This window comes from Pseudooceanicola profundi (assembly GCF_050897955.1).
Lineage (GTDB): Bacteria > Pseudomonadota > Alphaproteobacteria > Rhodobacterales > Rhodobacteraceae > Pseudooceanicola.
In genome coordinates this window covers 3300539-3314868 of record NZ_JBPAXZ010000001.1, presented here as the reverse complement: position 1 = coordinate 3314868, position 14330 = coordinate 3300539, and the positions used below count along the sequence as shown (strand labels likewise).

12 protein-coding genes are annotated in these 14330 nt (G+C 65.7%); 1 reads left to right on the top strand and 11 read right to left on the bottom strand.

Annotated elements, in window-relative coordinates:
• Positions 1 to 72: 72 nt before the first annotated feature.
• The 10 genes from ftsA to ftsW all read right to left on the bottom strand — a co-directional run bounded on the left by ftsA (position 73) and on the right by ftsW (position 11521).
• The gene (gene ftsA, locus ACRARG_RS16680) at positions 73 to 1407 is read right to left on the bottom strand and encodes a cell division protein FtsA (RefSeq protein WP_432691204.1); all 1335 of its coding nucleotides are present in this window, start codon (positions 1405 to 1407) and stop codon (positions 73 to 75) included.
• Positions 1404 to 2456: a cell division protein FtsQ/DivIB gene (locus tag ACRARG_RS16675; RefSeq protein ID WP_432691202.1), complete on the bottom strand. Its 1053-nt coding sequence runs from the start codon at positions 2454 to 2456 to the stop codon at positions 1404 to 1406. Before ACRARG_RS16675 ends, ftsA begins: the two co-directional genes overlap by 4 nt.
• Positions 2444 to 3379, bottom strand: coding sequence for a D-alanine--D-alanine ligase (locus ACRARG_RS16670; protein WP_432691200.1), 936 nt, complete (start codon positions 3377 to 3379; stop codon positions 2444 to 2446). The genes ACRARG_RS16675 and ACRARG_RS16670 overlap by 13 nt, the downstream gene beginning before the upstream one ends.
• Positions 3380 to 3485: 106 nt before the next feature.
• Positions 3486 to 4421 carry a UDP-N-acetylmuramate dehydrogenase gene (murB, locus tag ACRARG_RS16665; RefSeq protein ID WP_432691198.1) on the bottom strand — a complete coding sequence of 312 codons (936 nt, stop codon included), beginning with the start codon at positions 4419 to 4421 and terminating at the stop codon, positions 3486 to 3488.
• Positions 4422 to 4721: 300 nt separating this feature from the next.
• On the bottom strand, positions 4722 to 6002 hold the full coding sequence (locus tag ACRARG_RS16660) for a TRAP transporter large permease (protein WP_432691197.1): 1281 nt from the start codon (positions 6000 to 6002) through the stop codon (positions 4722 to 4724).
• Positions 6003 to 6004: 2 nt separating this feature from the next.
• Complete coding sequence (locus ACRARG_RS16655; protein WP_432691195.1) at positions 6005 to 6553, bottom strand: TRAP transporter small permease; 549 nt, start codon at positions 6551 to 6553, stop codon at positions 6005 to 6007.
• Entirely contained in the window at positions 6550 to 7566 is a 1017-nt protein-coding gene (locus ACRARG_RS16650; protein WP_432691193.1) for a TRAP transporter substrate-binding protein, read from the bottom strand. The genes ACRARG_RS16655 and ACRARG_RS16650 overlap by 4 nt, the downstream gene beginning before the upstream one ends.
• A gap of 193 nt (positions 7567 to 7759) precedes the next feature.
• Positions 7760 to 9157, bottom strand: a complete 1398-nt coding sequence (gene murC, locus ACRARG_RS16645; RefSeq protein WP_432691191.1) for a UDP-N-acetylmuramate--L-alanine ligase — start codon at positions 9155 to 9157, stop codon at positions 7760 to 7762.
• A gap of 73 nt (positions 9158 to 9230) precedes the next feature.
• Positions 9231 to 10358 carry a UDP-N-acetylglucosamine--N-acetylmuramyl-(pentapeptide) pyrophosphoryl-undecaprenol N-acetylglucosamine transferase gene (locus ACRARG_RS16640; RefSeq protein ID WP_432691189.1) on the bottom strand — a complete coding sequence of 376 codons (1128 nt, stop codon included), beginning with the start codon at positions 10356 to 10358 and terminating at the stop codon, positions 9231 to 9233.
• Positions 10355 to 11521: a putative lipid II flippase FtsW gene (gene ftsW, locus ACRARG_RS16635; RefSeq protein ID WP_432691187.1), complete on the bottom strand. Its 1167-nt coding sequence runs from the start codon at positions 11519 to 11521 to the stop codon at positions 10355 to 10357. The genes ACRARG_RS16640 and ftsW overlap by 4 nt, the downstream gene beginning before the upstream one ends.
• A gap of 150 nt (positions 11522 to 11671) precedes the next feature.
• On the opposite strand from ftsW, the gene ACRARG_RS16630 reads away from it, so the two are divergent.
• Positions 11672 to 12871 carry a BaiN/RdsA family NAD(P)/FAD-dependent oxidoreductase gene (locus ACRARG_RS16630; protein WP_432691185.1) on the top strand — a complete coding sequence of 400 codons (1200 nt, stop codon included), beginning with the start codon at positions 11672 to 11674 and terminating at the stop codon, positions 12869 to 12871.
• On the opposite strand, the gene murD is transcribed toward ACRARG_RS16630, so the two are convergent.
• On the bottom strand, positions 12862 to 14262 hold the full coding sequence (murD, locus tag ACRARG_RS16625) for a UDP-N-acetylmuramoyl-L-alanine--D-glutamate ligase (RefSeq protein WP_432691183.1): 1401 nt from the start codon (positions 14260 to 14262) through the stop codon (positions 12862 to 12864). The two genes, ACRARG_RS16630 and murD, sit on opposite strands and share 10 nt — an antisense overlap.
• Positions 14263 to 14330: the final 68 nt, after the last annotated feature.

Below are 14330 nucleotides of genomic sequence, written 5' to 3'. Positions count from 1 at the left end.
AACCAAAAACGGCCGGGTTCTCCGGCCGTTTTCGTTTGTCCTGTGATCTGCCCTGCGGTCTGGCCCGTCAGATTACCAGTTGTCCTTGAACCAGCGGACGGCCCGCTTGAGCGTGCGGCCATTGTCGCGGTCCACGGGCAGTTCAAAATCCCACCATTCATCCTGCGGGCGCGCCGCGAACAGGCACATGCCGACGGTGGAGGCGAATCCGGGCCCGGTGGCGGCCTGCGGCAGGCCATGCACCCGCAGCGGACGGCCCAGGCGGACATTATGGCCGAGGATACGCGCAGCTAGCCCGTCCAGCCCGGGGATCTGGCTGCCACCCCCTGTCATCACGATCTGCTGGCTGGGCAGATGGTCGAACCCGGCGGCGTCCAGACGGTGGCGCACCTCTTCCAGAATTTCCTCGACGCGGGGGCGCATGATCCCGATCAGCTCGGCCACCGAAACTTCCCGGCGGTCGTGGTTCCAGTCGCCGGTCTCTCCGTTCAGCTGGATGCGTTCCAGGTCATCGCGGCCGGTGGCTACGACGCCGCCATAGAAATTCTTGATCCGTTCGGCATGGGCTGTGGGGATCTGCAGCGCCATCGAGATATCGCCGGTCACATGGTCGCCACCGATGCGGACGGCATCGGCATAGATCATGTGTTTTTTCATAAAGATCGAAATGCCGGTCGTGCCGCCGCCCATATCGATACAGGCCGCGCCCAGCTCCTGCTCGTCCTCGACCAGGGCGGCATTACCGGCGACATAGGCGGCAGAGGCAAAGCCCGCCAGTTCCAGGTCACAGCGTTTCAGGCAATGCGCAAGGTTCTGCATGGCCGTGGCGTCCACGGTCAGCATGTGCAGATCGGCGGCAAGGTTCTGCCCGACCTGGCCACGCGGGTCCGACAGGCCCGAGCGGTGATCGAGGGCGAAATTCACCGGCTGGGCATGCAGCACCTCACGGCCCGCGCCAAAATCCGGCACATCGCAGGAGGCCAGCACGCGGGAGATGTCCTGTTCCGTCACGGCCTGCGCCTCGACCTCGACCTGGCCGGCCAGACCGTAGGAGCGGGGCGTGGCACCGGAGAAACAGGCGATCACGTGATCGACGCGGATATTGGCCATCTTCTGGGCCGCCTGAACAGCGGTGCGGATGGCGCGTTCGGCCTCGGGGATGCTGTCGATCTCGCCAAAGCTGATGCCGCGCGACCGGGTGGTGGCGGCGCCGATGACGCGGAAGCCGGCCTGCCCTGCCAGCGAGCCCAGACCGTCGCGCTGCAGACCATTGCCCATATTGTCGAACCGCAGGACGAGGCAGGCGATCTTGGAGGAGCCGATGTCCAAAACGGCCACGACGCCGCGCTGCATCGCCGCCTTCCGGTTGTTCCGCATGGCCCGCTGAGTTTCGTAAAACATCGTCATCTGCTTGTCGTCTCCACAATCAGGTTCTGGACCTGACGCCATTGTTCGAGGGCGTTTTCTTTCATTCTGAGCGTCGGGCGGGCCGACAGGCGCATATCCAGCGCCGCAATATCGCGGTTCAGCACGTCCTGTGCCTCCTGCAGGGCGATCACCCGTTCCAGCGCCAGAACAGGGCGTTCGGCCGGCAGCATGATCCGCAGGTCAGGCTCAAGGATCAGGTCCCAGCGGCGTTCTCCGACACGGACGAGGCCGCGGAACCGGTCGCTTAGCGGACCTGCCGCGCGCAGGATATCCAGCGCCCCGGCAACATCCTGATTGGCACCATATCCGGCCAGCATCGGCAGGTCGGGAAAGCTTTCGCGGCTATGGGCGGCACCGATCACAACGCCTTCGGCATCCAGCAGATCGATGCCCACGCCGGACCGCCAGAGCGCGGCGGGCTGACGTTCCAGCACCGAGACTTCCAGCACGCCTTTCTGGCGGACGCGGACGGCGGCCTGCGCCACGGCCGGCAGCTCTTCCACCGATTTTTGCAGCGCGGTCAGATCGAGATCGAAGGTCGATGCCGGGAAATCCAGCTGCGCGACTTCGCGGATGTCGGCCTCTGTATCGGCTGTGGCGCCTTCCACGGCCATCAGGCGGATCGTGAACTCCGGCCGGCTTTCAAAATCGGCGCGCAGATCGTGCAGGGTGCTCAGGACCGTTTCCCGCCGATGATCATCGGACATGAAGATCAGCACTGAGGAAAACGACAGCGCAAACGGCAGGACCACCCGCATGGCCAGGCGGTAGGCCGGGGTCAGCATCAGGCGCTGGATACGGTAGGCGGTGCGGGACGGGGCCGGATCGGGCTTGTCAGACTGGGCCCCGCGTGAGGGCGAGACCCGGGCGGCAAGTCTGGCGGCGGCGGAGAGTTCGGTCTGCTGCGGCTTTGCGGGCGCCTTTGCCGTGGGGGCAGCCGAGGCTTTCGCCGCAGGCGCTGCCGGCTTTTTGGTCGCGGAGTCTGTGGTCGGGCGTTTGCCGGGACGGGTGGCGATCAGCGGTTGCACGAGGCGTCCTCCACGATCCAGCGGCAGAGCTTGCCAAAGCTGTAGCCCCGCGCCTGCGCATGTTCCGGCGTCAGCGAGGTGGGCGTCATGCCGGGCTGGGTGTTGGTTTCCAGCAGGAAGAGGCCCTTCAGCCCCTTGCTGTCGTCCCAGCGGAAATCGGTCCGGCTGACACCACGGCAGCCAAGCGCGTCATGGGCGCGGCGGGCATAGTCGAGGCAGGCGGCCTCGATATCGGCGGGGATTTCGGCGGGGCAGACATGGCGCGATCCGCCAGGGGCGTATTTCGCTTCGTAGTCGTACCAGCCGGAGGTGAAAATCTCGGTCACGCAGAGCGCGCCGGGATCGCCCTCCCCTACCCCCATGACAGAGACGGTCAGTTCACGGCCGGGGACATATTCCTCTACCATGACGGTGTCGGGCATGGTTTCGGCCAGCTGGGGCGGAGAATTCGCGCCTTCGGTCACGAGGTAGACGCCGACGGAAGAGCCTTCGTTATAGGGTTTCACAACGTAGGGCGGTTCCATCAGGTGGCGGGCGGAGACCTGGGCCTTATCGGCAAGCAGGCTGGGGACAACGGGCAGACCGGCGGCGCGGTAGACCTCTTTGGATTTTTCCTTGTCCATGGCCAGCGCAGAGGCCAGCACGCCGGAATGGGTATAGGGCAGCTTCAGCCATTCGAGCAGGCCCTGAACGCAGCCATCCTCGCCCCAGCGGCCATGCAGGGCGTTGAACACCACATCGGGGGAGATTTCGGACAGGCGTGCGGGAAGATCGGGGCCGGCATCGACCTCGACAACTTCAAATCCCTCGTCCCGCAAGGCGGCGGCGCACTCACGCCCCGATGACAGTGACACCTCGCGCTCTGCCGAGGGGCCGCCAATCAGTACCGCCACTTTCGGGGGTGTCCTGCTCGACAATCCCACGACGTGCCTCGTTCCGGGCCTTTTGGCCCTGTTTTTGCTATCGAACCTTTGGGGTCCTGTATTCTGCCCTGCGCGGGTGCCCTTTTGTGCTTTCTTGAACGGGGTTTCAGCCCTGTTCCGAAGCCGGGTCGCCAATGCGCATGATTTCCCACTCTAACGTCAATCCGGAGCTTTGGAAAACTCTTTTTCGCACTTCCTCGCCCAGGGATTCGAGCTCTGTGGCCGTTGCGTCACCCGCATTGGTCAGAAAATTGGCATGCATGTCATTCATGACCGCGCCGCCCAGGCGGGCACCGCGCATTCCGGCGTCCTCGATCAGCTTCCAGGCCTTCAGATCATGCGTGTCATCGGCCCGGCCGGTTGAGGAATATCCCGCCGGGTTGCGGAAGGTCGACCCGGCCGTTCGGTCCTTGGTGGGCTGGGTTTCGTCGCGTTTTTTCAGCTGCGCGTCCATATGGGCGTTCAGCGCGTCAGGGTCACCAGCGGGGCCGGTCAGCCGGGCCTCCGTCAGGATCAGATCGGCGGCCAGGCCAGTCTGGCGGTAGGCGAACTGCATATCCCCGGGGCTCAGGGTGACGATGTCGCCGGCGCGGGTGACGGCGGTGGCGGCGGTGAAATGGTCGGCGGTGTAGCTGCCGTAGCAGCCCGCGTTCATCCGGCAGGCGCCGCCGATCGTGCCGGGGATTGTGCGCAGGAAGGTCAGGTCGATCCCGGCCTCCGCCGCGCGTTTCGCGACATGGGCGTCGAGGGCGGCGGCGCCTGCGGTGACCGTTGTGCGCTCGGTCGCGATGGCGTTGAAGCCGCGCCCAAGCCGGATCACCACGCCGCGCAGCCCGCCATCGCGGATGATGAGGTTGGAGCCGACACCCATGGGGAAGACGGGGATGTCGGGGTCGAGATGTTGCAGGAAACTGGCGAGGTCTTCGATATCGGCAGGCTGGAAGAGCCAGTCCGCCGGGCCGCCGACGCGCAGCCATGTGAGCTCTGCCAGGCTGCGGTCTGGGGTGAGCCTGCCGCGGGTCTCGATCTGGTCTGGCTGCATGGGGGCCTCCTGTGCTTGGGCAGGCAGATAGCAAGGGGGACGCGGGGCGGCAAGCGGCGGGCTTTGGTCCGGCCGGCCTTCGTTCCGCGTGGTCGGGCGCCTGTGGTTCGCGAGACGGGCAGCGACCGACCGCGGGTGGGGGCGAAGCGCCCGTCCGAGGGGGCGGTCGGGCGCTGCCCGGCGTGCCGCCGGGCGGGTGATCTGTTCGGTGCGGAGGGCTTTTGAGAGCTGCGGCAAGCGGGCGGGCATTGCCTGCGACACGGATGACAGGTCCAGCCCGGCCTCAGGCCGATCGGCAGATCACGTCAGCACCAGCACCAGCGATGGCACTGCGATGATCAGGGCGATCCGCAGGATATCCATCCCGACAAAGGGCAGCAGGCCGCGAAAAATCGTGCCCAGCCGCACATCGGGCACGACGGAGCGCAGCACAAAGGCGTTCATCCCCACCGGCGGCGTGATGTAGGACACCTCGGTCACCATGACCACGAATATGCCGAACCAGATCAGGTCGATCCCATGGCCCGCCGCAATCGGATAGAGCACTGGCACGGTCAGAATGATCATCGACAGGCTTTCCAGCACACAGCCCAGCAGCAGGTAGATGCACAGCGCCGCAATGATGAAGCTGAGCCGGTCATTGCCAAGCAGGGCCAGCAGGTCCTGAATATCTCCGGTCATGCCGGACATATTGACGTAATTGGTAAAGCACAGCGCGCCGAAGAGGATGAAGAACATCATCGCCGTGGTCTTCATCGTGTCATAGAGGACGATCCCCATGGCCCGGATCGAGAACCGGCGTTGCAGCAGTACCAGCAGAAACGCGCCCCCTGCCCCCATGCCGGCGCTTTCGGTCGGTGTGAACACGCCCAGGTAGATGCCGCCCATGATAAAGACAAAGAGGACCAGCGCTCCGGCGGTCCCGCGCAGCGCCCGGATCCTGTCTCGCAGGGGCAGACGGGGTTCAACCGGCAGATCGATCCGGCGCAGAACCATCGACAGCCGGACGGCCATGGCATAGCCGATGATCCCAATAATGCCGGGGATGATACCGGCCAGGAACAGGCGGCCGATGTCCTGCTGGGTCATGATGCCGTAAAACACGAGGATGACCGATGGCGGGATCAGGATCCCCAGCGTCCCGCCGGCGGCGACGGATGCGGTCGACAGGTCGTCGGGATAGCCGAACCGGCGCATCGACGGCAGGGCAATGCGGGTCATGGTGGCGGCGGTGGCCATCGACGACCCGGACACGGAGGAGAATGCGCCGCAGGCAACAACGGTCGCCGTGGCCAGCCCGCCCCTGCGATGGCGCAGCCAGGCGTAGGCAGAGGCGTAGAGATCTTCGGCCACGCCGGACTGGACGACAAAATTGCCCATCATCAGGAAGAGCGGCAGGACCGACAGCGAATAGTCGCGGCCATTGTCGAAAAAGACCGACCCGAGCAGGGACAGCGCCGGCGACCATCCGATGATCGAGGCGACCCCGATCGTGCCGACGCCCGCCAGCGCGAAGGAAATCGGCACACCGGCAAAGAGCAGGACACCCAGCACGGCAAGCCCGACGGGCCAGTGTTCCATCGTCAATCTCCGGTCGGGGTCCGGCTCAGCAGCCGCTTCAGCGGCAGCACCAGCGTAATGACCGCGCCAACCCCTGCGCAGATTGCGCAGAAATATCCCAGCGGCGCCACCGGCAGGCGCAGCGTCGACGTCGCGCCGCCATAACCGCCGATCTGTGCGGCATAGACCCAGAGCCGCCAGGCAACCACAGCCAGCACAACGCTGCCGATCCCCCCGCAGAGCACCAGCCGCAGCGGCTGCACCGCTTTGGGCAGGTGATCGGTCAGCAGGTCGACTGTCACATGTTCCTCGCTCAGCGCAACGGCGCCCAGGCCAAGAAAGATCGTCGCGGCCAGCAGAACCTCGGTCAGTTCTGCCGCACCGCGGACGGGGGAATTAAAGACATAGCGGCCGATCACGTCGCAGACTGTCAGCCCCATCATCGCCGTCAGCATGACCCCGCCAAAGATGGCCAGAACGATGCCCACGGGGCCCAGCCCGGCTGCACCCTCTCCCGCGCCCGGAATGGGGCGGGCGGGTGTTTCCGGGCCGGGCTGAAGCGGTGAGGTCACTGCGCGGCTTCCGCCTCGATTTCCTTGAGCAGCATGTCATAGGCGGCCTGCCCGTCCACGCCGGCCTCTGACACCTCGGCAATCTTGGCTTCGATCACGGGCGCCAGCATCTCTGACCAGGCGGTCATCTGTTCGTCGGTGGCCGGGGTGACGTCGATCGCGCCCTGCATCGCCTCAAGACCGGCGGCATCGGCCTTGTCCCACATCTGACCGGCCATACGCGCCAGCGCTTCGCCCGTCACACTGTCGATTTCCGCCTGCTGTTCGGGGGTCAGGCTTTCGAATTTGGCCTTGTTCATGACGATGTAGAAGGCGGTATTGTAGAGCCCGCCGGGGACAGAAACGCCAACGGTAAGCTGCGGGATCAGCTTGAAGAAGGACACCGATTCATAGGGAAAGAGGATACCGTCGGCCACGCCCTGCGACAGCAGTTCATAGGCTTTGGAGGACGGCCCCTCGACCGGAACGGCCCCGAGGGTTGTCGCCACCTCGTGCACGATGCCGCCGCCCACGCGCAGCTTGGTGCCCTTGAGCATATCGACCGATGCCGGGTCGCCGTCTTTCAGGAAGATCTCGCCGGGGCCATGGGTGAAGACGGCCAGAACCTTGACGTCGTCGAATTCGCCCGAGTCTTTGAACATCGCCTCCCAGACGCGCCAGTAGGCGACGGAGACATCCTCTGCGCTGTCGCCCAGGAAGGGGATTTCGGCAATATTCGAAGTCTTGAACCGGCCGGGAGTGTAGCCCAGCACGCCAAAGGTGATGTCGGCCACGCCATTGACGGCAAAGTCATAATGCGCCGGCGGCGGGCCAAGCGGTGCGGGCAGGATTTCCGCGGTGACTTCGCCGCCCGTGGCTTCGCCGATCTGTTCGGTCATCGGCACGATGACTTCGGAGACAAGGGGATGCGAGGGCGGCAGCCAGTTGGCCACTTTGAGAACCGTTTCAGCCTGCACAGCGCCGGCAAAAAGGGCCGCGGCTGCGGCGGCGGTCGCAATCATACGGAAAGTCATGGGTATTCTCCTGATCCCTGAGGAAAGTCGGCAGGCCGGTGGGGCTGGCCGGCTGTCCCGCCGGGTCCTGTCCCCTAGGCTGTCCGGATTTTCTGCCACTTCCGCCGGACCTAAGACCAGATGGTACCATGATCTTGCGCGTTTGGAACTGAAACGACGCGCAGAAATCAGGCATTCCGGCCGGTGGTCAGGATCAGCCGCCCAGCCGTTTCGGCAGGTTATTGGCCCAGGCCGAGATCGTGCCGGCCCCAAGACAGACCACCATATCGCCCGGCTGCGCCTGTTCGCGCACCAGACGTTCGAGATCTTCCTCGGAGGTGATGGCCCGGGCATGGCGGTGGCCGTGGCGGATCAGGCCGGCGACCAGATCATCGCGGGAGGCGCCGGGGATCGGGTCTTCACCGGCGGCATAGACCTCGGCGATGGCGACCACGTCGGCCTCGTTGAAACAGGCGCAGAAATCGTCAAAGAGCGAATGCAGGCGCGAGTAGCGATGCGGCTGGTGGACGGCGATGACGCGGCCTTCGGTGGCCTGCCGGGCGGCCTTGAGGACGGCCGCGATTTCCACCGGGTGGTGGCCGTAGTCGTCGATCACGGTGACGCCGTTCACCTCGCCCACGCGGGTGAAGCGGCGGTTGACGCCGCCGAAATTGGCCAGCGCTTTGCGGATCTCGTCCTTTTTCATGCCGAGGTGGCGGGCAACGGCGACAGCCGAGAGCGCGTTCGATACGTTGTGATCGCCGGGCATGGGCAGGGTGCAGCCGTCGATCCGGTCATCCTCGGCCTGCAGAAGGATGTCAAAATGCGCGACGCCTTTCTGATAGGTCAGATTGACGGCGCGAATGTCCGCCTGGGCGTTGAAGCCATAGGTGGTGACGCGGCGATCGGTGATCTTGCCGACCAGGGCCTGCACCTCCGGATGGTCGGTGCAGCAGACGGCGAGTCCGTAGAAGGGGATGTTCGATACAAAGTCCAGAAAGCCCTGACGCAGCGTGTCAAAATCGCCCCAATGGTCCATATGTTCTGGGTCGATATTGGTGACGATGGCAATGGTCGCGGGCAGCCGGTTGAAGGTGCCGTCGCTCTCGTCTGCCTCAACCACCATCCATTCGCCCAGACCCACGCGCGCGTTCGACCCATAAGCGTGGATGATGCCGCCATTGATCACCGTCGGGTCCAGATCACCCGCGTCGAGCAGGGTGGCGACCATGGTTGTGGTCGTGGTCTTGCCATGGGTTCCGGCGATGGCGACGTTGGATTTCAGGCGCATGAGTTCGGCCAGCATCTCGGCCCGGCGGACGACCGGCAGGCCGCGGCGGCGCGCCTCGTCCAGTTCCGGATTGCCCGGCTTGATCGCGGAGGAGATCACGACGACCTGCGCATTGTCGAGATTTTCGGCCGTCTGGCCTTCGAAGATCTTCGCCCCCAGCGTTTCCAGCCGGTCGGTGATTTTCGAGGTCTTGAGGTCGGATCCCTGGACGGAATAGCCGTGATTGAGCAGCACCTCGGCGATGCCCGACATGCCGATGCCGCCGATCCCGACGAAATGGATGGGGCCGACATCGGTGGGGAGTTTGGTTGCAGCGTTCACTGATTACGTCCTGTCATTCAACTGTCTGTGCCGGCCTGTCTGCGCCCGGCGTCGTGGCCCGGGCGCGCCGGGGTTAGTCCTTGGCGGGTGTTCCGGTTGCCCGGCCCCCGGTTGTGGCGAGCCCTGCCACCATATCGGCCAGTGCCGATGCGGCATCGGGGCGTCCGATGGAGACCGCCGCCCGTGCCATCATTTCCGCGCCTTCGGGATTGGTCAGGATCAGGGCGATCTGATCGGCCAGCGATTCTGCGCTGACCTTGGATTCGGGGATCAGGATCGCCGCGCCTGCCTCGACCATGCCGCGGGCATTGGCGGTCTGGTGGTCCTGCGCGGCGGCGGCAAACGGGATCAGGATGGAGGGGCGCCCGATCACGGTCAGATCGGCAATGGTGGAGGCGCCGGAGCGGGCGATGACCAGCTGCGCCTCGCTCATGCGGGTCGGCACGTCGTGAAAGAAGGTCTGCACATCGGCGTCGATCCCGTGCGTGGCATAATATTCCGCCACCCGCGCGAGATCCTCTTCGCGCGCCTGATGGCTGACGCGGATGTGGCGCAGTATCTCGGTCGGCAGGGCGGCGATTGCGGGCGGCACGACATCCGACAGGATGCGGGCGCCCTGCGATCCGCCCATCACGAGGACCGACATCGGGTAATCGCCCGGCGCGATATATCCGGCCCCGGCACGGTCATGAATGGCGCCGCGCACCGGATTGCCGGTGTGGTGCCCGTCGACGCCGCCGGGCAGCGTGGTGGGCCAGGTGCCGCAGGCCACCAGATTGACCCGCTTGGCAAACAGCGTGTTGACCCGGCCCAGCACACCGTTCTGTTCGTGGATCATACGCGGCTTGCGCAGGATCGTGGCCGCGGCAATCGCCGGGATCGCCGGATAGCCACCAAACCCCACCACGACGGTGGGCCGCTCCAGCATCATCCGGAAACAGGCGGCAATCGTGCCGCCCGCAATCCGGAACGGCACCAGCGCCTTGGCCAGCGCACCGCCCCGCGCAAATGTGGCGGAGGCGCGCGTCTCGATCTCGACCTGAGGGGGGAAGCCGCCGGTATAGCGGGCACCGCGGGCATCGGTGGACAGTTTCACCCGCCAGCCGCGGGCCAGCATTTCCTCGGCCAGCGCCTGGGCCGGGAACATGTGCCCGCCAGTGCCGCCCGCCGCGATGACCAGAAGCGGGGCATTGAGGTTCATCTGCCTCTCCCCGCGAGCAGTTCGCCGATCTCGCCCTGCGGTCGCTTGCGGGTAAAGGCCAGCAGCATGCCGACCGCGATGCCGGAGGCAATGACCGACGAGCCGCCGTAAGAAATGAAGGGCAGTGTCATGCCCTTGGCCGGCAGCAGGCGCACGGCCACGCCGAGGTTGATCATCGCCTGCACCCCGATGGAGGCGGCCAGCCCCGTGCCCGCAAGGCGGATAAAGGGGTCACGCTCCTTGGTCAGGCGCAGCAACGACCGCAGCACCAGCGAGGTGTAGAGCAGGATAATAACCATGACGAGCGCCAGCCCGTATTCCTCGGCCGCGACGGCGATGATGAAGTCGGTATGAGCATCGGGCAGCGACATCTTCACCTCGCCCTGCCCCACGCCGACGCCAAAGAGCCCGCCTTCGCGGATGGCGTTGGTGGCATAGCCGATCTGGGTGGTCGGGTCGACCTCCGAGGTCAGGAAGCCGTCGATCCGGCGGGCGAAATGTTCCGAAGTATTATAGGCCATGACGCCAAGCGCCACGACGCCGCCCGCCATGGAGACGAGCAGTTTCAGCGGTGCTCCGGCGACGAAATACATTACCCCCCAGGAGAACAGGACCAGGCTCGCCTGGCCGAAGTCGGGCTGCATGGCGAGGAAGAAGACGATGATGATCATCAGCAGGAAAGACCAGAGCCGCCCCGGAGGCCCGTTCAGATCCTGCGCCGCCGACAGAAGCCAGGCAGCCACGGCCACAAAAACCGGTTTGAGGAATTCCGACGGCTGAACCGAGGCAAAGCCAAGCGAAAACCAGCGCGTCGCCCCCTTGCCGAAATCCGTCCCGAAGACGGGCAGCATGGCCAGCGAGGCAAAGGCCACAAGGAACCCCAGCACCGCGAGACGCCGGACCATCTGGGGAGACATGATCGAGGTGACGATCATCGCCCCCATCGCCAGCACCCCGAAAAAGGCCTGACGCGACACGTAGTAGAAGGGCGGATAATTGTTTCGCTCCGCCAGCGGTGGAGAGGCCGCAAGGCCCAGCAAAAGCCCGATCCCGAAGAGGATCAGAACCGTTGTCAGGGACCATCTGTCGATGGTCCGCCACCATTTGGGAAGAATAGGCTCACCATCCCGCACCGGGAGTGTGCCATACACCATTTCCGTCATTGGACTGCCGCCTTATGCCTCTGCCCGCGCCCCGTTTCTCGGGGTCTGCTGCCGCAGTTTAGACAAAATTTGTCCACAGGGCTAGAGGCAAGCGTACCGGGCCTCCGCTGCGTCCTTGCGGCGGGTATCATCATAGGGCATGGGCGGGGGATGGAGTTCGATACCGTCATTCTGGGGGCCGGTGCGGCCGGCCTGATGTGCGCGGCCCATTGCGCAGGGCCGGGCCGGGGCCGCGTCTTGCTTGTCGATCATGCGAAGGCGCCGGGGGAGAAGATCCGGATCTCCGGCGGGGGGCGCTGCAATTTCACCAATACGGGCTGTGAGGCGGCAAATTTCCTGTCCTCCAATCCGCATTTCGCGAAGTCGGCGCTGGCGCGCTACGGCGCCTGGGATTTTGTCTCGCTGGTGTCGGAACACGGGATCGCCTGGCATGAAAAGACGCTGGGCCAGCTCTTCTGCGACGAGAGTGCCAAGCAGATCGTCGCGATGCTGACCGGGCTGGTGGCGCAGGCTGGGGCGGAGATGTGGCTCTCCACCTCGGTCGGAGAGGTCCGCCATGACGGGGCGCTGTTCTCTCTGACGCTGGACAAGGACGGGACGCCGCGCCAGGTCACCGCGCGGCGGCTGGTGGTGGCGACGGGCGGCAAGTCGATCCCCAAGATGGGGGCGACGGGGCTGGCCTATGACATTGCTCGCCAGTTCGGCCATGCGGTGACGCAGACGCGGCCCGCGCTGGTCCCCTTCACCTTCCCGGAGGGGCGCTTTGCGCCGCTCTCCGGTGTCGCGTTGCCGGTCGTCGCACAGACCGTCGATGGCCCGCCTTTCGCCGAGGCGCTGCTCTTCACCCATCGCGGGCTGTCCGGGCCGTCGGTCTTGCAGGTCAGCTCCTATTGGCGGAACGGAGAGCCCGTGAAGATTGACCTCCTGCCCGGTCAGGACGCCTTTGCCCTGCTGCGCGCCGCCCGGGCAGAGGCCGGACGGCGCGGCCTGGCGCGCGTTCTGGCATCCTGGCTGCCGACCCGCCTTGCAGATGCTGTGGCAGAAGAGCTTGCGCATCCCGGCAATCTCGCCGATCTCTCCGACCCGCGCCTGCAGGAGATCGCGCAGCGCCTGCACCGCTGGCAGGTCATCCCCGGCGGCACCGAAGGCTACCGCACGGCAGAGGTCACGCTGGGCGGCATCGATACGGCGGGGCTGTCGTCCCAAACGATGGAATCCACCCAGCTGCCCGGCCTCTATTTCATCGGCGAATGCGTCGATGTGACCGGCTGGCTCGGTGGATATAATTTCCAGTGGGCCTGGGCCTCGGCCATGGCCTGCGCCCGGGCTCTGTCAGGGGCTCAGGGCTGAAGCGCCTGCACCCGCGCCACAAAATCCTCGCCGCGTTTCTCGAAACTGTTGTACTGGTCGAAACTGGCCGCCGCCGGGGCCAGCAGGACCGTGTCGCCCGCCTCCGCCTCTGCCGCAGCCCGCGCCACCGCGGTGGCCATATCGGTGCAGACCTCCGTCTCCACGCCCCGCAGCTGGACGGCGAACTGCGCCGCCTCCCGCCCGATGACGTAGGCCTTGAGGACAGAGCCGGTCGCGGGCAGCAGCCCCTCCAGCCCGCCCTCCTTCTCCAGCCCGCCGCAGATCCAGCGGATCCGGTCAAACGCGCCCAGAGCCTTGGCGGCGGCATCCACATTGGTCGCCTTGCTGTCGTTGACGTAGCGCACCCCGCCGATCTCCGCCACGGTCTGGGACCGGTGCGGCAGGCCGGCAAAGCTGTGAAACGCCTGTTCGATGACCCGCGGCGCCAGACCAAGCGACCGGCAGGCGGCAAAGGCGGCACAGGCGTTCTGATGATTATGCTCGCCCGGCAGGCCGGTGATGCCGCGCAGGTCGATGGAGGCGACCTGCTTGCCCTTGCGCCATTCCGTCAGAAACCCCTTGCGCGCAAAGACCAGCCAGCCCGGACCGGTGAGTTTCCGCGCAACCGACACCCGGATCACCCGGTCATCCAGCGGCCCTTCCGACAGCTGATTGGCAAGGTAGCGCCCCTCGACCTCGTCCACCCCCACGACAGCGCGATCCGGCCCACCCTCGGCAAATAGCCTCCGCTTGGCCGCGAAATAGCCGCCATAGCCACCATGACGGTCCAGGTGATCGGGGCTGAGGTTGGTAAAGACCGCCACATCGGGGGTCAGCGCCCGCGCCAGATCGGTCTGGTAGGAGGACAGCTCCAGCACCACAACACCGCCATCGCCCGGCGGGTCGATATCCAGCACGCCACGCCCGATATTGCCGGCCAGCTGGGCCTCCCGCCCGCTCTCCTCCAGAATATGATGGATCAGGGCAGAGGTGGTGGATTTCCCGTTCGACCCGGTCACCGCCACCACCTTGGGCGTGACATCGAACCCGTCCCATTCCGCATCGGCCAGCGACCGGAAAAAAAGCCCGATGTCATTGTCGACCGGCACCCCCGCCTCCAGCGCCAGTGCGATCACCTCATTGGGCTGGGGATAGAGATGCGGGATGCCGGGGCTCACCACTAGCGCAGCCAATGCCTCCAGCTCCGCCGCCCGCGACAGATCGACAACCAAAAACCCCTCGGCCTCCGCCGCCTCCCGCGCCGCCGGATTGTCATCCCAGCAAACAGGCTCCGCGCCCCCTGCCCGCAGGGCCCGCGCCGCCACCAGACCGGACCGTCCCAGCCCCAGAACGCCGATCCGCTGCCCTTCAACACCCTTGACCGCAATCATGCCCGTCTCTCCCGACCCGAAAGAGCCTCAGCTCTTTTTCTTGCCAAAAATATCCTGCAGGGGGGTGT

Coding starts and splice junctions, on each gene's coding strand:
- ACRARG_RS16630 (WP_432691185.1), top strand. CDS start 11,672: ATGGAGTTCGATACCGTCATTCTGGGGGCCGGTGCGGCCGGCCTGATG.
- ACRARG_RS16640 (WP_432691189.1), bottom strand. CDS start 10,358: ATGAACCTCAATGCCCCGCTTCTGGTCATCGCGGCGGGCGGCACTGGC.
- ftsW (WP_432691187.1), bottom strand. CDS start 11,521: ATGACGGAAATGGTGTATGGCACACTCCCGGTGCGGGATGGTGAGCCT.
- ftsA (WP_432691204.1), bottom strand. CDS start 1,407: ATGACGATGTTTTACGAAACTCAGCGGGCCATGCGGAACAACCGGAAG.
- murD (WP_432691183.1), bottom strand. CDS start 14,262: ATGATTGCGGTCAAGGGTGTTGAAGGGCAGCGGATCGGCGTTCTGGGG.
- murB (WP_432691198.1), bottom strand. CDS start 4,421: ATGCAGCCAGACCAGATCGAGACCCGCGGCAGGCTCACCCCAGACCGC.
- ACRARG_RS16660 (WP_432691197.1), bottom strand. CDS start 6,002: ATGGAACACTGGCCCGTCGGGCTTGCCGTGCTGGGTGTCCTGCTCTTT.
- ACRARG_RS16650 (WP_432691193.1), bottom strand. CDS start 7,566: ATGACTTTCCGTATGATTGCGACCGCCGCCGCAGCCGCGGCCCTTTTT.